16 protein-coding genes and 1 pseudogene are annotated in these 20,309 nt (G+C 42.2%); 7 read left to right on the top strand and 10 right to left on the bottom strand.

All coding sequences use genetic code 11. The features are described 5' to 3' along the window. Positions 1-10 precede the first annotated feature (10 nt). From V7K84_RS30805 to glcD, 4 genes are all read right to left on the bottom strand, one after another. The gene (locus tag V7K84_RS30805; protein ID WP_334843862.1) at positions 11-2,260 is read right to left on the bottom strand and encodes a GAF domain-containing protein; all 2,250 of its coding nucleotides are present in this window, start codon (positions 2,258-2,260) and stop codon (positions 11-13) included. A 344-nt stretch (positions 2,261-2,604) separates the two neighbouring features. Further along, positions 2,605-3,171 carry a hypothetical protein gene (locus V7K84_RS30810; RefSeq protein WP_334843865.1) on the bottom strand — a complete coding sequence of 189 codons (567 nt, stop codon included), beginning with the start codon at positions 3,169-3,171 and terminating at the stop codon, positions 2,605-2,607. Then, a complete protein-coding gene (locus V7K84_RS30815; RefSeq protein WP_334843867.1) occupies positions 3,171-4,409 on the bottom strand; it encodes a glycoside hydrolase family 10 protein in 1,239 nt (412 codons plus the stop codon). The genes V7K84_RS30810 and V7K84_RS30815 overlap by 1 nt, the downstream gene beginning before the upstream one ends. Positions 4,410-4,631: 222 nt before the next feature. Next, the gene (gene glcD, locus V7K84_RS30820) at positions 4,632-6,104 is read right to left on the bottom strand and encodes a glycolate oxidase subunit GlcD (protein ID WP_334843868.1); all 1,473 of its coding nucleotides are present in this window, start codon (positions 6,102-6,104) and stop codon (positions 4,632-4,634) included. A 224-nt stretch (positions 6,105-6,328) separates the two neighbouring features. Between glcD and vapB the strand changes: the two genes are divergently transcribed. Then, positions 6,329-6,565, top strand: coding sequence for a type II toxin-antitoxin system VapB family antitoxin (gene vapB / locus V7K84_RS30825; protein WP_334843869.1), 237 nt, complete (start codon positions 6,329-6,331; stop codon positions 6,563-6,565). After that, on the top strand, positions 6,562-6,951 hold the full coding sequence (locus V7K84_RS30830; RefSeq protein WP_334843871.1) for a type II toxin-antitoxin system VapC family toxin: 390 nt from the start codon (positions 6,562-6,564) through the stop codon (positions 6,949-6,951). Before vapB ends, V7K84_RS30830 begins: the two co-directional genes overlap by 4 nt. A gap of 169 nt (positions 6,952-7,120) precedes the next feature. Here the strand turns inward: V7K84_RS30830 and V7K84_RS30835 are convergent, their stop codons facing one another. Further along, positions 7,121-7,411: a WG repeat-containing protein gene (locus V7K84_RS30835; RefSeq protein ID WP_334843873.1), complete on the bottom strand. Its 291-nt coding sequence runs from the start codon at positions 7,409-7,411 to the stop codon at positions 7,121-7,123. Between the two features lie 25 nt (positions 7,412-7,436). Here V7K84_RS30835 and V7K84_RS30840 point away from each other — a divergent pair. Beyond that, positions 7,437-7,724: pseudogene (locus tag V7K84_RS30840) on the top strand (Uma2 family endonuclease); the annotation flags it as partial. A gap of 60 nt (positions 7,725-7,784) precedes the next feature. Here V7K84_RS30840 and miaA read toward each other — a convergent pair. Then, on the bottom strand, positions 7,785-8,690 hold the full coding sequence (gene miaA, locus V7K84_RS30845) for a tRNA (adenosine(37)-N6)-dimethylallyltransferase MiaA (RefSeq protein ID WP_334843874.1): 906 nt from the start codon (positions 8,688-8,690) through the stop codon (positions 7,785-7,787). Between the two features lie 283 nt (positions 8,691-8,973). Between miaA and gyrB the strand changes: the two genes are divergently transcribed. The 3 genes from gyrB to rpoD all read left to right on the top strand — a co-directional run bounded on the left by gyrB (position 8,974) and on the right by rpoD (position 14,369). Beyond that, positions 8,974-10,911 carry a DNA topoisomerase (ATP-hydrolyzing) subunit B gene (gyrB, locus tag V7K84_RS30850; RefSeq protein ID WP_334843876.1) on the top strand — a complete coding sequence of 646 codons (1,938 nt, stop codon included), beginning with the start codon at positions 8,974-8,976 and terminating at the stop codon, positions 10,909-10,911. Positions 10,912-11,208: 297 nt separating this feature from the next. Next, entirely contained in the window at positions 11,209-11,835 is a 627-nt protein-coding gene (locus tag V7K84_RS30855) for a fasciclin domain-containing protein (protein ID WP_334843878.1), read from the top strand. A 1,364-nt stretch (positions 11,836-13,199) separates the two neighbouring features. Next, positions 13,200-14,369, top strand: a complete 1,170-nt coding sequence (gene rpoD / locus V7K84_RS30860) for an RNA polymerase sigma factor RpoD (RefSeq protein ID WP_094353188.1) — start codon at positions 13,200-13,202, stop codon at positions 14,367-14,369. A 125-nt stretch (positions 14,370-14,494) separates the two neighbouring features. Here rpoD and V7K84_RS30865 read toward each other — a convergent pair whose 3' ends face one another. The 3 genes from V7K84_RS30865 to gyrA all read right to left on the bottom strand — a co-directional run bounded on the left by V7K84_RS30865 (position 14,495) and on the right by gyrA (position 17,971). After that, complete coding sequence (locus V7K84_RS30865; protein ID WP_334702754.1) at positions 14,495-14,680, bottom strand: chlorophyll a/b-binding protein; 186 nt, start codon at positions 14,678-14,680, stop codon at positions 14,495-14,497. Positions 14,681-15,088: 408 nt separating this feature from the next. Beyond that, a complete protein-coding gene (locus tag V7K84_RS30870) occupies positions 15,089-15,304 on the bottom strand; it encodes a GNAT family N-acetyltransferase (protein ID WP_334843879.1) in 216 nt (71 codons plus the stop codon). Between the two features lie 156 nt (positions 15,305-15,460). Continuing rightward, complete coding sequence (gene gyrA, locus V7K84_RS30875; RefSeq protein WP_334843880.1) at positions 15,461-17,971, bottom strand: DNA gyrase subunit A; 2,511 nt, start codon at positions 17,969-17,971, stop codon at positions 15,461-15,463. Positions 17,972-18,256: 285 nt separating this feature from the next. Between gyrA and V7K84_RS30880 the strand changes: the two genes are divergently transcribed. Then, entirely contained in the window at positions 18,257-18,655 is a 399-nt protein-coding gene (locus V7K84_RS30880) for a response regulator (RefSeq protein WP_069073372.1), read from the top strand. Between the two features lie 347 nt (positions 18,656-19,002). Here the strand turns inward: V7K84_RS30880 and V7K84_RS30885 are convergent, their stop codons facing one another. Next, the gene (locus tag V7K84_RS30885; protein WP_334843881.1) at positions 19,003-19,896 is read right to left on the bottom strand and encodes a tetratricopeptide repeat protein; all 894 of its coding nucleotides are present in this window, start codon (positions 19,894-19,896) and stop codon (positions 19,003-19,005) included. Between the last annotated feature and the right edge of the window lie 413 nt (positions 19,897-20,309).

The following is a 20,309-nucleotide window of genomic DNA, read 5'->3' on the forward strand; positions in this document are numbered from 1 at the left end:
AAAAAACGAATTAAAAGGGGAATTTGACGGTGAAGGTGGTTTGGCCTGCTGCACTTTCTACATAAATTGAGCCGCCTAAATGTCTGACCATTTTCTGCACTAATGCCAATTCCAGCCCCGTGCCGCTATGTTTCCAAGGATCGTGTTTGGAAAGGTGATAGAAAGGTTCAAAAATACGCGAGAGTTCATTGCTGGTAAGCTCTATTCCCGAATTGGTAATATTAAGCTCGACTGCATCCCCGATCAACTGAGCAGAGACTGCGATCGCTTCCCCGGCTGGGGTGTATTTGCAGGCATGGTTAAGCAGTTCGGTGACAATCCGCTCCAAATCAGTGATATCTGTCTCCAAAGGCGGCAGCGCCCGATCTACAGTCAGGTTTAACTGCTGTCGCTGGCAGTTGGTGAGGTCTCGAAAAGACTCGATAATCGGGTGAAGCCAGCTTTGAAAATCAATGGCAATCAAGGTTGGGGGATCGGGTTCCGCTTCGAGATATGTGAGTGTGAGTAGGTCATTAATTAACTTGCTTTCTCGCCCACACTCGTTATGCAGAATCTGCAAGAGTTGCGGCACTATTTCTATCTCTGATATTTCTGCTGGTGTGAGGACACTTTCGAGAGTTTGGACTGCAAGGCTGATGCTGGTTATTGGTGTCCGCAGTTCTTGGGATAGGGTTCTGAGAAATTGGTTTTTGAGCCGATCGCTTTTTTCTAGTTCGTTTACCTGTGCTTGGTTTTGTTTGTAAAGCTGGGCTTGACGAATGGCGATCGCACATTCATTTGCTACCTGCTGCATTAGCTCAATTTCAAATTCGTCAAAAGCCTCTTGTGATGGTCTTGTCAACCAAACATTTCCCAAAATCCCTTGAGGATCGAAAATTGGACAAGCCATCTGGGACATAACTAGCAACTTTGGTTCCCATCCCGGTACAATTTCCAAAAATTGCAATGGTTGTTTTTGCAACAGCGGCTGATAAAGTTCAAGATGGTCTGCAATCTGTTTGGTTAATCCTTGACACTGGGGCAAATCAATACTGTATTCGTAAGCAATAGTAACTAGAGTTTGACAGGTACTGTAGAGTTCAATTTGGCAACGCTCAAGGTTTAGTAACTTTGCTAATTCCTGAGTAAGTGTCTGCAATACCTGAGTTTGATCCAGACTGTCGCGGATTTGTTCTGTCATGCGTCGCACCAAGGCTTCAAAGTTCCGCACCTGCTGCAACTGATTGATGTGCTTCTGCTTCTGTAACTCCATCTTGGCTTTGAGATCCTGGAGTTGCTGATGCAGTTCTGCCTGTTGGACTGCAATGCCGATTTGAGTTGCCAACTGCTTGAGCAAGTCAGTTTCCGTTTCCTGCCATTGACGCGATTCACGGCAATGCTGGGCAATCAATAGCCCCCACATATCTTGCTCTTGGAAAATCGGCACGACGAGATTGGCTCTTATCTGCAAAGATGTCAGGAAATCTATATGGCAAGGATGCAATCCGGCTGCATAAATATCTTCGACAACTTGAATGCAACCTTGTCCGTAGTGTTCTGGATGTTTGCCACTGAAGCAGGGATCGGTGATGTTTTTGCCCAATAGGGGATCGCTAGCAGCTACTGTTGATTCGGCAATGATTACTCCACTACCATCAGCCTCGAAACGATAAATCAACACGCGATCGCAATTCAAAAACTGCCGCAGTTCAATTGTAGTCTGATGCAGAATTGTCTCTAATTCTACAGATTGGTGAATCCGTCCAGCGATCGCTTCTAGCAGTTGCTCTCGTTCAACCTGGAGTCCAACTACTTGCTCTGCTTGCTTCACAGAGGTAATATTGCTACTAGTACCAATCAATCGATAAACCTTGGAGTTAGCATCCTTTAGTGGGGTGAGAGTCGTACTCCACCAAGTAGGAACTCCTTGGAATTGCAAACATTGTTCGTAAGAAATAGTTGTGCCAAATTGCACGCAGTCCACGTAATGTTGACGCACCTTTGCAGCATCAATAGCAGAGAGAATGTCCTCTGGTTTTTTGCCCCGGAGATCGTCTGAGCGAATCCCTATCCACCGTTCATGAGTGGGATTAAGAGCCACATATTGAAAATCTCCATCCTCCAAAACATCAACTACAAATATTGATGCCTGTACAGAATCATACATGCTGAGTAGAAACTGTTCGCTACTACTTTTTTCATCTACTTCTGTGCCGAAAAGAATTTGAGGTGGCGATAATTTTGTCAACTCCATAGTTGATTCCACTGGATTTATATTCATGCGAGAGTCCCACTCTTGTATTACTGACTCTTCTAGGCGCTCTCTTGTCGTTAAGCTTGTAGTAGATGCACTTTAGCGCCTATAGCAAAGTATTGTCAGCTGTTGCTCATCGAAATTTTGATCTTTCTCTACTTCTTGTCAGAAATCTAGGAAAGCTAATAGGAGTCAGCTTAACAAAATCCTGCTTTTTGAAGGTGAAAATACATTTGCAGGTTAGGGCAAACTTAGTGAAATTTTTTAACGGTTTTTCAAGATTGTTGCATATATCTAAGTGCAAACTTAAGTATAGAGCAATTAATTTTATAATTCTTAATAAAAATGCGATCGCTCGCGTCTGTGGCAACTTATAATAATCGCAATTTGTGAGCATTGATTCCCGTGAGGATACCAACTAGCAGCCAAGTGATGCCTAATCCGATGACTTCACCTAAAAATAACTGGGTTAAGTAGCGCCAGATCGTCCCGACAGCAGAACCCACGGGGACAGCAACCGCCCAACTTGCCGCAGAGACGAATATCCATCGCCATGCTACAGCCTGGGGAATTGCTAACCATTGTGCTAATCCAATCCCCAAGCCGCCAAATGCCCCATAAACCGCCCCTGACAAAATTCTCAGGGGAAGAATCTGAGTGCTAGGTACAATCCAACCCACAGCACCAATACCGATCGCAGTGATAATACTCCAACCCAACAGACTTGACAAAATCCACCTGATACAAAATATAGGTTGTTTGAGAAGACAACCTTGAGGAAGTGCGATCGCAAATCCGCCAATAGCCGCCTCTACCACCCCAATATCTGGCTTTTCGCCGACTTCAATAAAGAGTAAACTCAATAAAAATCCGCCAAAAGTAGCTAAAGTCCACAGCAATGTAAAGCCAAATCTAGTATTTTCAGGCGCGAATGGCATCAAGGTTTCTTTGTTTGTAATAGTCTGACAGTTTTTGCATTAAACATCTCAAAAAAACCTTTGCGTCGCTGTTGGGGTGATTCTGGTACGATGTAACCCCACAGACTCTCCCAGTAGAAAAAGGAGATACCATCAAAATTGCGATCGCGCACTACCTGAACCTGTTCTCTAACTTGTGCCATTTTCACCGGATTACCTACCGTTCCTGTTGATATCCCAATACCTACAGGAATTAGACTTTGAGCCAATTTTATCGATGGAAGTTCTAGTTGAGCGATAAAAGACTTTTTATCATTTCGATACACCTGCAAAATCAACTCATGAACTAAACCTTTTTTTATCCAATTTTCCCAATCTTGCAAATAGTATTTATAAGCAAAAGCTTGATAGTTGGGAGACAGAGATATTTTGATTTTGGGCTTAACTGCCTTCACAGCTTGATAGATTTCTGCCATGAAATCGGTAATTTTATCTGCCCGCCACCGCATCCATTCTGGGTTAAAAGGGTCAGTAGGGGGACTTTTGCCTTGATGTTCTTGCTGGTAGAGTTCTATAGTGAAGCGATCGTAGCCGAACTGTACAGGCATCCCAAAATGGTCATCAAGTTGAATACCATCCACATCATAATCCCTGACTACTTCTAAAATTAACCCTTGGATAAACTCTTGTACTTGTGGATGTAAGGGATTCAACCAAGCTTGTTTAGTGATTAAAAGATTGTCGATTTCTTCTGGTGGGGCATCTTGAATAGAGTTAATACCTTCTTGTCCAATTGTCAACCAGTCAGGATAACGCCTTGCTAATTGTGAATAATGCGGCGTCATGAACCCGTATTCAAACCAGGGAATGACTCTCAAATCTTTATTTTTAGCAAGTGTTACTATTTTTGCTAAAACATCCTGTCCACCGTGCATGAAGTTCAGCAAAGGTTGAGTTTCTGAACCTGTAGTTATTTTGGCTACAGTACTCTTATAAAAAGTATGTCCTCGGTTCCAAACTACAGGATAAATCGTATTAAAGTTGAGAGTCGATAATTGATTTATGGCACGGTTAATACCCCAAGGGACAAATAGTACACCACTAGCAACATTAGTAAGCCAAACGCCGCGAATTTCTGTAGTTAAAGGACTGGTTTTTTGGGAATAAACTGGCAGTGAAGAGGGTAAAAAACCTGTTAAAGCGACTACTAATCCCAAACACAGCAAGTAAGCAACACAACGGCGAGCAACCCGATTCATTTGTAAGCGTGACCTAGTGCGATCGGAATATATATAACTACAAAATAAAGTTGTAATCCTCCGGATGATGTAAAGAAATGATGATTCAGAATTCAGAAGTAAGGAGTCAGAATAGTTGAAATAATACGGAGCCAGTTTTGGTTATGAATATACTTAACGATACCCAAACCTAATAACTTATGACTCCAAACTCCTGAATTCTGACTCCTGAATTCTTTCTTCTTAAAATCTTTCCACACCTTCAAATTGCTTGAGTGCCGATGCATTTGCTGCTTCACCACAAGTCCGTGGTGTGGGGAATATCTTTTCAGGATTTGCTAACCCTTTAGGATTAAAAACTTGCCGTACCCATTGCATAGTTTCTAAATCAACTTGGCTAAACATCTGTGGCATATAGCACCTTTTCTCTGCTCCAATGCCATGTTCACCAGAAATACTACCACCGACTTGAACACAAAGTTTAAGAATTTTTCCACCCATTTCTTCTACTTGCTCTAATGCACCAGACACAGAATTATCATAAAGAATTAGCGGATGAAGATTGCCATCGCCAGCATGAAATACATTAGCAACCCGATAACCGTATTGTTTACTTAATGCCTCAATCTCATGTAAAACATAAGGCAACTGAGTCCGGGGAATTACCCCATCTTGCACATAATAATCTGGGCTTAAATGTCCAGCAGCAGCAAAAGCAGCTTTGCGTCCTTTCCATAATTTCAATCGGGTTTCTGGGTCAGTAGCAGAAGTGACATTACGCGCACCATTCTTTTTACAAATTTCGGTAACTCGCTGCTTATTTCCTGCAACTTCCACTTCTAAACCGTCAATTTCTATTAGTAAAATAGCAGTAGCATCGCGGGGATAACAATTAGTTGCGACAACATCTTCAACTGCATTGATACTGAAGTTATCCATCATTTCCATACCACCAGGAATAATCCCGGCGCTAATGATGTCAGAAACAGTTGCCCCGGCAGCTTCAATACTGGTAAAATCTGCCAAAAGCACACAAATTGATTCTGCACTTTTAAGAATTCGCAAAGTAATTTCTGTAGCAATCCCTAAAGTACCTTCAGAACCAACAAAAACACCTGTTAAATCATAACCAGGCATTTCTGGGATTTGTCCGCCTAAATCGATAATATCCCCTTCTGGCGTGACAATTTTTAATCCTAAAACGTGGTTAGTAGTCACGCCGTATTTAAGACAATGTACGCCACCAGAATTTTCGGCAATGTTGCCCCCAATAGAGCAGATAATTTGACTAGAAGGGTCAGGAGCGTAGTAAAATCCAGCACCACTAACAGCTTGTGTTACCCAACTATTAATCACCCCTGGTTGTACAACTGTCCGTTGATTTTCTAAATCAATGCTGAGGATTTGCCGCATTAACGAAGTGACAATTAAAACAGAATCTTCCACTGGTAAAGCGCCGCCAGATAGACCAGTGCCAGAACCGCGTGCGATGAAGGGTATAGAATATTGGTTGCATATCTTCACCACCTGGGCAACTTGTTCTGTAGTTCTGGGTAATACCACCACAGCCGGACGTTGGCGATAACCAGTTAAACCATCGCATTCATAGGTAATGAGTTCTTCGCGACGTTGCACCACACCATTTTTGCCAAGGGCAGCCTCGAATGCTTTGAGAATGGGTTTCCAGTTGCGTTGTTTTTTATCTTGGGTAAGCATAGTATTTTAAAGTTCAAGGTAGATGTTGGAGGCTGGTTAGTATAGCTGTAATTACTATTGTTGCAAGAATAGCAGTCAAAAGTGCGTAAGTGCGATCGCAGAATTTAAGTACGGAAGGTGCAATGTCTCTTAAGGAGTACGTTGAATGATGGTAGAATTCAGATATTCTGTTAATTGTGGGGCTAGATTAACATAGAGTAAGACATTTAACAGGAGAGTGTGAAATGACTTACCAAGTTTTAGATTCCACCTCAAAATTAATTGCAAAGCTGCAAACCCTAGCACCCGAACAGCAACAACAGGTGTTAGATTTTGTTGAATTTTTAGCACAAAAATATGCTCAACCCCAACAATCACCTCAGAAACGGATACTAGGTTTAAACCAAGGTAAGATTTGGATAAGTGATGATTTTAATGAACCTTTACCTGATGAATTTTGGTTAGGTGAAAGTGAGGGATGAAACTGTTATTAGACACTCATGTAATTATTTGGTCAGCAGGAAACCCAGAAAAACTATCCCAGAAAGTTAGAAATTTATTAATTGATACTAACAATTTTTGGGTAGTTAGCATGGCTAGTGTTTGGGAATTACAAATAAAATCTCAGCTTGGTAAGCTAAATTTAAGCTCGTCGCTTCCTAATTTCATCGAAACTCAACAGCGAGTTAATAATCTACAAATATTACCTATTGAATTGACTCATGTCTATACTTTAGAAGCTTTGCCAAGTCATCACCGCGATCCTTTTGACCGAATTTTAATCGCTCAGGCAATAGTTGAAAAGATGCCTTTGTTAAGTATAGATGCTGTCTTTGATATATACCCAGTTCAAAGGGTGTGGGAGTAAAAACACAGATTCGATAGGCTGAGATTGCGATCGCATTCATCTTCAGTAATAATTTCAATAGGTGAATGTAGAAGCATCATATAACTGGCATTTAGTTTGTTGAAGCTACGGACTAAGGTGAGGTAAGGGAACTGTGGCAATATTTAAGTAGAGCTTATAATACAACTAACTAAAGAATAGATTCCCCTGTATCGTTGATATAGTACTCCCGCCCACCAACTTTGACCCTTGCAACACCATTAGAAAAACTGCCAGCTTCATCAAACTTTGGCATGATAGCCCATTCCCCTCTCTTGTTGATATAACCCCACTTACCACCCATAACGCCAAAAAATAAACTTACCTGACCACCAAGATTAACTGCTGCTAATCCTTGATAAAAGTCACGAGCCATATCAAAATAGGGTGGGATAATAAACTGTCCTCGATGGTTAACATAACCATACTTATCGCCAATCAAGGTTGGCTTGAGTAATGATATAGGAATCCTATTTGATCCAAATCAGCAATTAGGAGAAAAAGTACTACGCATTTATGAACTTAGAGGAACACGCTACTTTGAAACTTCAGAAATTTGGTTAGAACAAGTTGGTTTAGGTGTAACTCTATGGGAAGGTGAATTTGAAGGCAGACAGGATCATTGGTTACGCTGGTGTTACCAAGATGAGAATGTTTTATCTACTGGAGATGAACGCGCCGAACAGGAACGACAACGCGCCCAAATCCTAGCAGATAGATTACGGGCTATGGGTGTAGATCCTGATACTCTCTAGAAGACTGGATGTAAAGACGCAAAGTTAAGTTTTTTACGTCTTTACATGAGCAAAAAATTATCACGAACTTGTGCAACTTATAAACTCATTTATACGCAGCCAAACCTTCTCTAATAAATCAGGCTCATCCGCATCAAACCATTCGATTTGTGGATATGCTCGAAACCAAGTGCGTTGTCGTTTGGCAAATTGTCGCGTATGCAAAATTGTTAATTCTTTTGCTTCATCTAAGGAAATATCCCTAGCCAAATATTGTTTAATTTCTTGATAGCCCAAAGTATTCAACAAAGACAAATCAGCGCCATATTTTTGACAAAGATACTCCACTTCAGCGACCAAACCATTTGCTATCATCTGTTCAGTACGCTGTTGAATACGAGCAGCCAACCTTTCAACATCGCAATCTAAGCCAATTTGCAAAATTGGATAGTTCGGTGGATTCTCCCCTTGCTGTTCCGAAATTGGATGCCCAGTCACGTAAAATACCTCTAATGCTCGTAAAGTCCGCACTGAATCGTTACCATGAATCTTTTGTGCGGCAATCGGGTCGACTTGTTGTAAAATTGCGTAGAGTTGTGATTGTCCCAGAGATTCAAGCTGCGATCGCAATTCCGTTTGTGGTGCAACTCTCGGAATTTTCATCCCTCGAACAATAGAACGGATGTATAAACCAGTGCCACCAACTAGAAAAAGTGGTGTAACACCAACAGAAGCAATTAAAGCTTGTGTTTGTTCCTGGTAGTCTGCTACTGTCATCATGTCTGTTGGATCGCAGATATCTATTAGATAGTGCGGCACAAATTTTTGTTCAGCCACAGTTGGTTTCGCCGTTCCCATATCAAATTCACGATAAACTTGACGAGAATCAGCACTAAGAATTGCAGAACCCAACCGCCCTGCCAAAGCCAAAGCCAAACCCGATTTCCCCGTTGCTGTCGCCCCACAAATCACAATTAATTTAGTCATTAGTCATTAGTCATTAGTCATTAGTCATTAGTTATGGGGCATTGGTAAAGAAAAGGCAGAAGGCAGAAGTTTTTGAATTTTGAATTGATTTCTCCCCCTGCTTCCCCTGCTCCCCTGCCCCTCTGCTCCTCTGCCCCCTCTTGCACGGTAGTGCAACCCCAGTATAAACTTCTCTTGAAAATGCCCTACAGACGCCAGCAAGGCTTTTGTGTTACAATTTTGGAGTGTTTTTACTTTTATTTGCCTTTAGGCGATTTTAACCCCACGCATCAGGAGAGTTTACATGACGAGCAGTTACAGTGCCGATCAGATTCAAGTTCTGGAAGGTCTGGAAGCCGTCCGCAAAAGACCAGGAATGTACATCGGTACCACTGGGCCGCGAGGACTCCACCATTTAGTTTACGAGGTGGTGGACAATTCAATCGATGAGGCTTTGGCGGGTCATTGCACTCATATAGAGGTGGATATCAACGCTGATGGTTCGGTGACTGTAACAGATGATGGTCGCGGTATTCCCGTCGATACTCACTCGCGCACCGGGAAATCGGCTTTGGAAACCGTAATGACGGTACTGCACGCCGGTGGTAAGTTTGGCGGCGGTGGTTACAAAGTTTCTGGAGGATTGCACGGGGTTGGTATTTCTGTTGTTAATGCCCTGTCTGAGGTTGTAGAAGTTACAGTTTGGCGAGATAGAAAGGTTCATCTCCAACGCTATGAACGCGGCATCCCTGTTAGTGAACTGCAAACCAAGGCTTACAAAGAAGCTAGAACTGGAACTTCTGTCACCTTCAAGCCAGATACCCAAATTTTTACAACTAGCATTGAGTTTGATTACATCACTTTATCAGGTCGCCTACGGGAATTGGCGTATCTGAATGCAGGTGTCAAAATTACCTTTACTGACCACCGTCTAGAACTACTAAAAAGCGATACACCGAAAGTAGAATCTTACAATTACAAGGGTGGCATTAAAGAATATATCGCGTACATGAACCGCGAGAAACAACCACTGCATGAAGAAATTATCTATGTGCAGGGCGAACGGAACAACGTACAAGTGGAAGTTTCATTACAGTGGTGTACTGATGCTTACACGGATAATGTTCTAGGTTTTGCCAACAATATTCGTACAGTGGATGGTGGTACGCACTTAGAAGGGTTGAAGGCGGTTCTAACTCGGACATTAAATGCGATCGCCCGCAAGCGCAATAAAATTAAAGAGAATGAACCTAACCTCAGTGGCGAACACGTCCGTGAAGGTTTGACTGCGGTAATTTCGGTTAAAGTCCCAGATCCAGAATTTGAAGGACAAACCAAGACTAAACTCGGTAACACCGAAGTGCGGGGAATTGTCGATTCTTTGGTGGGAGAAGTCCTCACCGAGTACCTAGAATTTCACCCGGCGATCGCAGACTCCATTTTAGATAAAGCTATCCAAGCTTTCAAGGCCGCAGAAGCAGCCCGTCATGCGCGGGAATTAGTTCGCCGCAAATCCGTACTAGAATCTTCGCCATTACCTGGTAAATTGGCAGATTGTAGTTCTCGTGACCCTAGCGAATCTGAGATATTCATTGTGGAAGGGGATTCAGCAGGTGGGAGTGCAAAACAAGGACGCGATCGCCGCACTCAAGCTATCTTGCCTCTACGTGGTAAAATTCTTAACATTGAAAAAACCGACGACGCTAAAATCTATAAAAATAACGAAGTTCAATCGTTAATTACAGCACTTGGTTTAGGTGTTAAAGGTGATGAATTCGATTCTACTCAACTGCGCTATCACCGTATAGTCATTATGACGGATGCTGACGTAGATGGAGCGCACATCCGTACTTTGTTGTTAACATTCTTCTATCGATATCAGCGAGCGCTCATCGAACAAGGCTTTATTTATATTGCTTGTCCCCCACTGTTTAAAGTAGAACGGGGACGTAATCATGAGTATTGCTATAGCGATCGCGAAAAAAATCAAGCGATCGCCAAATTTCCGGCTAACGCCAACTACACCATCCAACGCTTCAAAGGTTTGGGTGAAATGATGCCACAACAACTCTGGGATACCACCATGAACCCAGAAACTCGTAAAATGAAACAAGTCGAAATTGAGGATGCCGCCGAAGCCGATCGCATCTTTACAATTTTAATGGGCGATCGGGTCGCACCCAGACGAGAATTCATCGAAACCTATGGCTCTAAACTCAACTTCACCGATCTAGATATCTAATCTCAGCAGTCCTAAATCATTCGTAAAAAACAAGATCCCCGATTTCTTTGAGAAATCGGGGATCTTTAACTTTGAAATATTACTTGACATTCCTGCAACAGATTTTGCTAAAAAATTTATATCCAAAATTTCTGTAAAAACTACCTCTTTTGGATGATGACAAGCTATGTAATTTATAAACTTATTGTATTAACATTTTTGATACTACAAATTATGTCGTTAGAGTAAGTGACTATATCCACAAATTGATTAACTATTATTAATAATTCCTTATTTAACTGGATTCTACACAAAGCTATGAAAGCGAGCAAAGGCATAGTAGGAACATTGTTCAATATTATTGGCATCGGTAGCTTAGTTGCTCTGTCTGCCTGCGCTCAACCTGTTGCAGAAACTCCTACAGCAACTGTCCCTTCAACAACTGTCCCGCCCGTCACACCAACTCCTACTGCCACTATTGCCACCCAAAATTTAGCAGAATTGGCAAAGTCAGCAGCTAGTCAAGGACAGTTTAAAACTCTTATCCAAGCAGTGCAAGCTGCCGGATTAACTGAACAATTGGCTGCACCAGGCCCTTATACAGTATTTGCACCTACTGACGCTGCGTTCTCTGCTTTACCAAAAGCTACTCTAGACCAACTCTTACAACCGGCAAACAAACAACAATTAGTCAAGCTTCTGTCCTACCACGTCATACCTGGGGGAATTACCTCCCAGCAATTGACATCTGGAGAAGTTAAAACAGTTGAGGGTAGTCCTGTTAAAATCACAGTCGATCGTGCTAGCAACTCAATCACAGTCAACAACGCTAAGGTGAGTCAGCCAGATATCCCAGCTAGCAACGGCATTGTTCATGTAGTTGACCAGGTGCTTCTGCCACCTGATTTCTCTGCAAGTCTAAATACAACCCCAAAACCACGGTAGTTCAGCAAAGTTCATAGTCTTCAGTTGAAAGGCAATCAATGCTCGATTGTTAGCAAAACTACCAACTTTATTGGAAAGTTAGTCCAGATAATACTCTTTGCTCTGACTCGTTGATTAATTTGAACCACCAGCTAGGAACGCATTTGTTATGCTTTAAGAAAATAACTGAACATCATCTATCCAACAGCAATTAATAAGTATTTTGAGGATTTCTCATCATAAGATGACAGAAACTTACCGAAATAAAAGTATTGAAATTTACAATTGATTTACGCAAAAAAGCTTTGTAACTAAATCATCAGGTAATCTGCTGGGTTCTATGTGTTCGAGGTAATAGCTGTTGGAAATACACACCAGAAGGCTGAAAACTTGTTAATATCTTCATGTAGTGCCGTGGCGATCGCGATCGTATCGTATGTATCTAATGTACTTTTGCCTAAGATAAGACGATATTGGCAAGTTCACAGGACAAATTGTTTTTGAATTGATTAAAATATCCTTGTATACAATAAAAAAAGTTTGTCAAGTTTCATAGGGCTGAAATCGCCACAGTGCGCTAACGTGTGAATAAGACCGAATTAGTAAACCTAAATTGATCTCCGATCTGGTCGATTCTGCCACCGCCTCAACTCCTCAGTTAAGGTAGTTAGTACGCAGAAGGTTAACTGCTTTCAGGCAAGCACCACCACCGTTGTTGTATTTACCCAAGGACAAGACCCGTTTTAGTCTAAGGGATGCTTAATTTATGAAGGAAATGTAAAAATGGGTAGGTTAAGACGAATAGTCTGAGTTAACATAAAATGCACTCTTTCTCAGTAATTAATGTTGTGTAAAATACATGAAATTCGGCAGGAGCAAGCGTACTTATTTCCTAATGTAATAAGAGCGTCACTGCAATTCCGAAAAGTGGAGAAAAAATTTCCGGGTACAAATCCCGTTTTCAATGTCTTTTTGGTGAAAGTAGCTAAAAGTTACTTAATGAATTCATGATTAATACACAAAAAGAGTGCAATTTCTGTGAAACAGGCTACAATCGGAAGAGTCTTTATACGAAAATCTGCCAACAGTCTGAACTCATTTGTATAGAGTGGCAATTTTTTTGATAAAGGCAAGTATTTTTTTTGACCAGTTAGTTGAAAGCAATATGTGATAGCAACACATATAACATTTACTAAAGTGAGCAAGTCACCTTTAGTATTTGCTTAAACTAAAGTAAAAACCCTCCTACCGGAGGTGTAAAACTTCCGAAAATATCTCTGGCAAATCTGCCAAAAAACTTATTTTCGGTTGGCAATTGGCTCGTTTAAAAGAGCCGTAAACACATCTTGAGTAATTGATTCTGCAAGGAGCATGAGGAACGCGGCATGAACCAGGCTAACAACGTACTCGAAAGCATATATCAGCCTGACCTAGAAATAATGAATCAGCCTGAGCTCGAGTTAGAAGAACTCTTAATAGACGATGAAGAGGACTTGCTGATCATCGATGAAGGTGACGAGGAATTTTTAGAGCCTCAGTCTGATGAGGACGACGCAAAGTCTGGAAAAGCCGCTAAATCGCGTCGTCGGACACAAAGCAAGAAAAAGCACTATACCGAAGATTCAATTCGGCTTTACTTGCAAGAAATTGGTAGAATTCGTCTGTTGCGGGCAGACGAAGAAATTGAATTGGCGCGGAAAATAGCCGATTTGCTGGAATTAGAGAGAGTCCGCGAAAGACTCTGCGAGCAATTAGATCGCGATCCTCGAGATAGTGAATGGGCAGAAGCAGTACAACTGCCACTACCAGCCTTTCGTTATCGCCTCCATGTTGGTCGTCGGGCGAAAGACAAGATGGTGCAATCTAACCTCCGTCTTGTAGTTTCAATTGCTAAGAAATACATGAATCGTGGTTTGTCGTTCCAGGACTTAATTCAGGAAGGCAGTCTCGGTTTGATTCGTGCCGCTGAAAAGTTTGACCACGAAAAAGGTTATAAGTTTTCTACATACGCTACATGGTGGATTCGTCAAGCAATTACCCGCGCGATCGCAGATCAATCCCGCACAATTCGTCTTCCAGTTCACCTTTACGAAACCATTTCTCGGATTAAGAAAACTACCAAGTTACTATCTCAAGAGATGGGTCGCAAACCCACTGAAGAAGAAATCGCTACTCGCATGGAAATGACCATTGAGAAGTTGCGGTTCATTGCGAAATCTGCCCAGTTACCAATTTCATTAGAAACGCCTATTGGTAAAGAAGAAGATTCTCGATTGGGCGATTTTATTGAATCCGATGGTGAGACACCAGAAGACCAAGTTTCCAAAAATCTTCTGCGCGAAGACCTTGAAAAAGTCCTCGACAGTCTCAGTCCACGCGAACGTGATGTTCTCAGACTGCGTTACGGCTTGGATGATGGTCGGATGAAAACCCTTGAGGAAATCGGACAGATTTTCAACGTCACCCGCGAACGGATTCGTCAAATTGAGGCGAAAGCACTCCGCAAATTACGCCACCCAAATCGTAACAGCGTTCTTAAGGAATATATTCGGTAGTTAATAGTTATTAGTCATTAGTGAATAAACAAATGACTAATGACAAATGACAAAAAAATAAAAAACCTGGTAGTGAATTAGCACTCCAGGTTTTTTTATTTATAGGTCATCTTGGATATTAAAACTTATAGGATGCCCCAAAAATGTAGGAAGCCTTGACCAGAGAAAACCTCAACTAAAACGGCTGCTGAAAAGCCAATCATTGCCAAGCGACCGTTCCAAACTTCTGCTTGTGGGGTAAAGCCCCAGCGCCAAGCATTGCGATCTTCAATTACGGGAGTAGTGACTTTTGTTGTGCTTGCATTTGTCATGGTTAGGACTCCAAACTTAATTTTTAAGGTTTATTGCCTTATGTAAACTAATATAACAAATTTTTTTAGAAAAGCAACATTTTTTATACTTTTGTTTCTAGACCTTGACATAAATACAAATAGCTATTTATACAAATTAAAACATCAGTCTTCAGTGAGATTTACTGAGACAGAAGAAATGTTATCTAGATTTTTACTTCATAAACAATATAATCTTATTGAAATTAATTATCAAGTAATTGATTGATATTGCTTGACCGTAAATATATTTTGTATTTTAAAATAAAAAATTATTGATAATTAAACCCAGTAGTAGATAATTTCCATTTCTTTTGAAGTCGATACAAAACTAAGCTTCTCATAGATACGTTTACCATCCTCAGTAGTGTGAAGCCAGAGGCGTTTTGCCTAAGTTGCTCTCACAAAGTTAATAATTTCCTTTAACAATGCTGTTGCAATTCCTTGTCCTCGCCACATCGGAATTGTATAAACGTTCATAAGGTAGGCTTCTAAGCCTGAGAGATTGCCGTTGTAAGGGGGTCGTTGAAAAAATACCAAGCCGCTAGTGGCAACAATTTGACTATCCACTTCAGCTACCCAAGCTAAAAACTCACCTGACGGCATTTTTTCGCCAAGATATCTTCGAGTTGTTTCTGCTAGGTTTGTGGTGTCAGAATTACCTTTAATCTCGCCAGCCTCCCGCAGGAGTTAGAGATGCAGTTGGATTAGCGTTTCTAAATCCTGCAAGTTGGCTTGTCGCAAGTTGAACATTACCCTAATTTACGATCGCACTTCCGCCACAGTAATGATTTTTTCATCGCGGTTGAGTTGGAGGATGCTTTCACCTTTGACATCCCTACCTAAGAGCGGCACTGTTTCCACAGGTATTCGCACGACCCGCTCCTTATTCGTTACTAAAGCCACTTCGCCAGATGCGATCGCCATCACCATACCAGCTAAGTTGTCAGTTTTGCTAGCAAATTTCAGCGCTTGCGTACCTAAATCGCCGCGATTAGCTGCTCGTAACTGACTCGCAGCCATCCGCTTGGCATATCCTTCTTGAGTAACTAGCAGCAGTTGGTCATCTTTACCGACAGTGACACAGCCAACCATTTGCTGATTTTTCAACAATCGAAATGCTTGTAAACCCATTGCTGCGCGACCCATGACCGGTAATTGTTCATCATTGACTGCAAAGCGCAACATTCGTCCACCAGAACTAGCTAAAATCAGATGCGCCCCTGGAACGGTGAATTGGGTAAATGACAATTCATCATCATCTTTGAGCTTCAAAATTGTGATGCCGCGCCGAGTCAGGTTAGCAAATTCTTCCAGAGATAGACGCTTAATTCTTCCCTGTTTTGTTAAGAGAATCATCTGTCTAGTTTCGAGATTTTCCGGCAGCAAAAAGCGGCTGACCACAGCTTCTTGAGCGCCTTGAGCAGTATTACTGAGCATAGTAATCAAAGGTTTTCCCCGTGGAGAACGCCCAGTCGTTGGGGGAATTTCTCCTACATTCACCGGATAGACTTTGCCGCCACCAGTTAGTATTAGCAAGTCTTTCCCTGTGTCGGTCAACACAGTTTGGATAATAAAGTCATTATCGTGTAGACCATTTTCAGCTTTTGACTTTCTCCCAGATGGCTGAGTGCGGCGAACATAACCCCGTTGGGTAAATTCTAAAATCGCTTCTTCCACTGGTTCCGAAGATTTAAATTCCTCCTCCTCTGCCCCTCTGCTCCTCTGCCCCTCTGCCCCTCTGCCCTTTTGCTCCTCCGCCCTAGACTTCTGCTCCTCTCCAATTTTCGTCCGCCGGGGATCGTTGTACTTGCGCTTGAGCGATCGCAAATCTTTTTTCAGCGCCTTCAATAATTCCCGGCGATCGTTGAGTAATTGCTCCAATAAACTAATTTGTTCGCTGATTTGCTCGAATTCCTGCTGCAAATTTTGCTGTTCTAAACTAGTGAGGCGGCGCAACGGCATAGCGAGAATTGCATCCCCTTGTACCTCACTCAAATCCAGTTGGCTACAAAGATTAATTTTTGCCGTACTACCATCGGGAGCTTGGCGCAAAATTTGAATTACCTCATCCAAATTAGACAGCGCTTTCAGCAAACCTTCCACCAAATGCACGCGACTTTGGGCCTTACCCAACTCGTAATTGTAGCGACGGTTCAGCGTCTCTTCTCGGAATTTCAAAAATTCCTGCAACAGTTGACGCAAACTTAACTGGCGGGGTTGTCCATCTACGATTGCGAGAAGAATGGCCCCAAAAGTCATTTGTAAAGCAGTTTGGTGATATAAATGCTGAAGAACTTCTTGGGGATTGGTATCGCGTTTGAGTTCAATTACCACCCGCATCCCTTCGCGATCGCTCTCATCCCGAAGATCGGAAATTCCTTGCAAGCGTCCTTGATTTACTAAGTCCGCTACCTTCTCAATCCAGGCAGCCTTATTCACTTGATAAGGCAATTCTGTAATGATAATTGCTGTCCGTCGCTTGCTTCCCCTCGCGGCTGGAATCTCCTCCAGAGTTGCGACTCCCCGCACTAGAATTCCACCTTTACCTGTGGTATATGCTTCCCGAATTCCCGCTTCACCAACTATTTCCCCACCAGTGGGAAAATCTGGCCCTGGAATTAGCTCAAATAATTTTTCATCTGGCAAATCTGGGTTGTCGATTAAGGCAATTAACCCATCGACAACTTCCCCCAAGTTGTGCGGTGGAACGTTTGTCGCCATTCCCACGGCGATCCCAGAACAGCCATTGAGCAACAGAAAGGGCAACTGAGCAGGTAACACTGTTGGTTCTTGCTGGGAATTATCGAAGTTCCCGACAAATTCCACAGTTTCTTCACCAATTTCTGTCAGCATTCCCTCATGGCTGATGGGTGCAAGGCGCGTTTCTGTGTAGCGCATCGCCGCTGGCGGGTCATTATCGACGCTGCCAAAGTTACCATGTCCTGCCAGCAAGGGATAGCGGCTAGAAAAATCCTGCACCAGTCTGACTAAAGCATCGTAAACTGATTGGTCGCCGTGGGGATGGTATTTACCCAACACATCACCCACTACACGGGCACATTTTCGATAGGGTCTATCTGGTACTAAACCGAGTTCGTGCATTGCATACAAAATGCGCCGATGCACTGGTTTTAAGCCATCACGCACGTCTGGTAGCGCTCGCCCGACAATCACGCTCATGGCATATTCTAGATAAGACCGTTGCATCTCGGTGTGCAGGGCTGTTGGAATTACCTGTCCCGTTGAGAGAAGGTTTAACTGTTTTGCCATGAGTTTTTTCCCTGAAATTTAACTACACAAAAGCCGATGGAACTCAACACTGCGGCAACCACAGCATAACGGATGAAATGAGATTCATAACAAAATTTTGATAGTCACAGAAGAAAAAGCAGTAGTATCATCCTTGATGACGAAGATGCACATTGACTATTAAAAAGGATGCACACGAGTATAATCTACATAAACTTAGTAGCCATGATACTTACCATGATTGCAAATCTTTAATTTTGTATTCTGGAATTCTTGAATCTCCTCACCTCTATAACTAAAATTCTCATGAAAACTGTTTTAATTGTCGAAGACGATCTAATTAATGCTCGTGTTTTTTCCAAAATTTTGTCCAAGCGTGGTGGCTTGGGTGTAAAACACACTGAAAATGTCGAAGAAGTCATCAAAATTGCCCAATCAGGAGAAGCCGACCTGATTTTGATGGATGTTTCTCTCTCCAGAAGTGTTTACCAAGGCAAGTCTGTTGATGGAATTAAGATTACACAAATGTTAAAATCCGATCCAAAAACAGCAAACTTACCTGTGATTCTGGTGACAGCACATGCTATGGAAGGCGATCGCGAGAACTTTCTCAAGCAAAGCGGTGCTGATGGCTACATTTCTAAGCCAGTTGTTGACCATCAACAGTTTGTTGACCAAATCATCGCACTTCTACCCACAGACTAACACTGGGAATTAACGACTTAAATTTCAGGAATACTTGCCCGCCAATGTTTTTGGGCGATTAGTTCCTGTATTTATTTAGTATAGATGTACTACGAAAAGGTACTATTAGGCAAGTGGCAATAAGAGAGTTAGGAGTTAGGAGTTAGGGACTTCCAACAAAGAAATTATCCAATCTTGTGGGTTGGACATCTTGTCCGCCCTTGGCTTGGGGCTATCGTGTCGCCCACCCCACAAGAAGTAGTTGAGTATTTTTTTATTTGGAGTTTCCTTAGGAGTTAGGAGTTGAAATATTTAACTCCCAACTCCTAACTTTTAACTCTTAACTTTTAACTCCTAACTCCCCACTCCTATTGAGTAGGCTGTTTTCTAGGCGTAGGCGCTGAGGATGAGTTTGCTGGTTGCTGTATGGCTGCTTGAATACGGGGTAATTCTAAGAATTTTTTCGTATCAGACAGTAGACGATCGCCCCAGAGATTTTCTTTGAGGAAATTCAAATTAGCATAACGCGAATCGATACGGAGTGCAGCTTCTCCCAAGGTTAGTCCTTGTTGGCGATCGCCTTTAGTATACAGTGCCACGGCTAAGGCCAATAAAGGTTCTGCGGCTTGTTTGTCAAGGGTTACAGCAGATTGCCATCGCTTAATCGCTTCGGGGATATTACCCTGTTCGTAGTTGATTAAGCCAATGTTATTGAGCGCGGGCCAGAATTTTTTATCTTGGGAGACGGCTTTATCGTACTGGGCGATCGCATCTGGCAATTTACCCATCAGATAGTAAGCATTACCCAAATCAAATAACCCTTCTGGATCGTTGGGTTTTAACTTCAAACCATCTTGATAATTGACAACAGCAGCCTGGTAATTTTTCTGCTGAAAATTCGCTGAACCTAAAGCAAAGAGAATATCACCATTTTTGGGGTTGAGAGATTGCGCTTTTTTCAGACTAGCGATCGCCCCGTCAAACTCTTTCGTTTGCAGTTGCAATCCACCTAACAGCAACCACACTTTATCATTCCCCGGAGCCAGTTGACTAGCCAGCCGCGCTCGTGGCAAAGCTAAGTCAACCTGTTGAAACTGAGCTAGTTGAGCCGCCTCTTGTGCCAAGCTCAACCCCTGCTTTTCTAATTTTGTCGCATCTAGTTGCAGTGTATGGGGTATTAATGCCTGCGCGTTAGCGGCTTTTGGCATACTCCATAAACTACAGACCATTAAAAGAGAAATCAAACGAACATGTTTAGGCACACTACCGCCTTTAAGCCACTAATCAAAGAATCTTTCAGCTAGCTTAAACGATCTGCGCTCTTGACGGTAGCAAAATCTTACCAATCTTGGGGAAAGGGATGTGAGGAGTAGGGAATAGGGTGGAGGTTACAGGGAATAGGGTGGAGGTTACAGGGTACAGATTATTCCCTGTCACCTGTCACCTATCACCTCTACCCTAATCCCAATGTCCAATGCATAATGCCCATTAAAAAAATTGGTGACTTTGGTCATACATCAGTCTGGAATTACTAATGACTTTGGTCATACATCAGTCTGGACGTTTTGACCGATAATTATTATGTATGAATTTATACGATGAGGTAAATATTAAACACTTTGATATCAAAAAAAAGCAACTGTCTAAGATTGCTTAATTCATATCTCAGCAGAAT

Origin of the sequence: Nostoc sp., assembly GCF_036917315.1 — a bacterium.
GTDB lineage: Bacteria > Cyanobacteriota > Cyanobacteriia > Cyanobacteriales > Nostocaceae > Nostoc.

Coding starts and splice junctions, on each gene's coding strand:
- V7K84_RS30805 (WP_334843862.1), bottom strand. CDS start 2,260: ATGAATATAAATCCAGTGGAATCAACTATGGAGTTGACAAAATTATCG.
- V7K84_RS30810 (WP_334843865.1), bottom strand. CDS start 3,171: ATGCCATTCGCGCCTGAAAATACTAGATTTGGCTTTACATTGCTGTGG.
- V7K84_RS30815 (WP_334843867.1), bottom strand. CDS start 4,409: ATGAATCGGGTTGCTCGCCGTTGTGTTGCTTACTTGCTGTGTTTGGGA.
- glcD (WP_334843868.1), bottom strand. CDS start 6,104: ATGCTTACCCAAGATAAAAAACAACGCAACTGGAAACCCATTCTCAAA.
- vapB (WP_334843869.1), top strand. CDS start 6,329: ATGACTTACCAAGTTTTAGATTCCACCTCAAAATTAATTGCAAAGCTG.
- V7K84_RS30830 (WP_334843871.1), top strand. CDS start 6,562: ATGAAACTGTTATTAGACACTCATGTAATTATTTGGTCAGCAGGAAAC.
- miaA (WP_334843874.1), bottom strand. CDS start 8,690: ATGACTAAATTAATTGTGATTTGTGGGGCGACAGCAACGGGGAAATCG.
- gyrB (WP_334843876.1), top strand. CDS start 8,974: ATGACGAGCAGTTACAGTGCCGATCAGATTCAAGTTCTGGAAGGTCTG.
- V7K84_RS30855 (WP_334843878.1), top strand. CDS start 11,209: ATGAAAGCGAGCAAAGGCATAGTAGGAACATTGTTCAATATTATTGGC.
- rpoD (WP_094353188.1), top strand. CDS start 13,200: ATGAACCAGGCTAACAACGTACTCGAAAGCATATATCAGCCTGACCTA.
- V7K84_RS30865 (WP_334702754.1), bottom strand. CDS start 14,680: ATGACAAATGCAAGCACAACAAAAGTCACTACTCCCGTAATTGAAGAT.
- V7K84_RS30870 (WP_334843879.1), bottom strand. CDS start 15,304: ATGCCGTCAGGTGAGTTTTTAGCTTGGGTAGCTGAAGTGGATAGTCAA.
- gyrA (WP_334843880.1), bottom strand. CDS start 17,971: ATGGCAAAACAGTTAAACCTTCTCTCAACGGGACAGGTAATTCCAACA.
- V7K84_RS30880 (WP_069073372.1), top strand. CDS start 18,257: ATGAAAACTGTTTTAATTGTCGAAGACGATCTAATTAATGCTCGTGTT.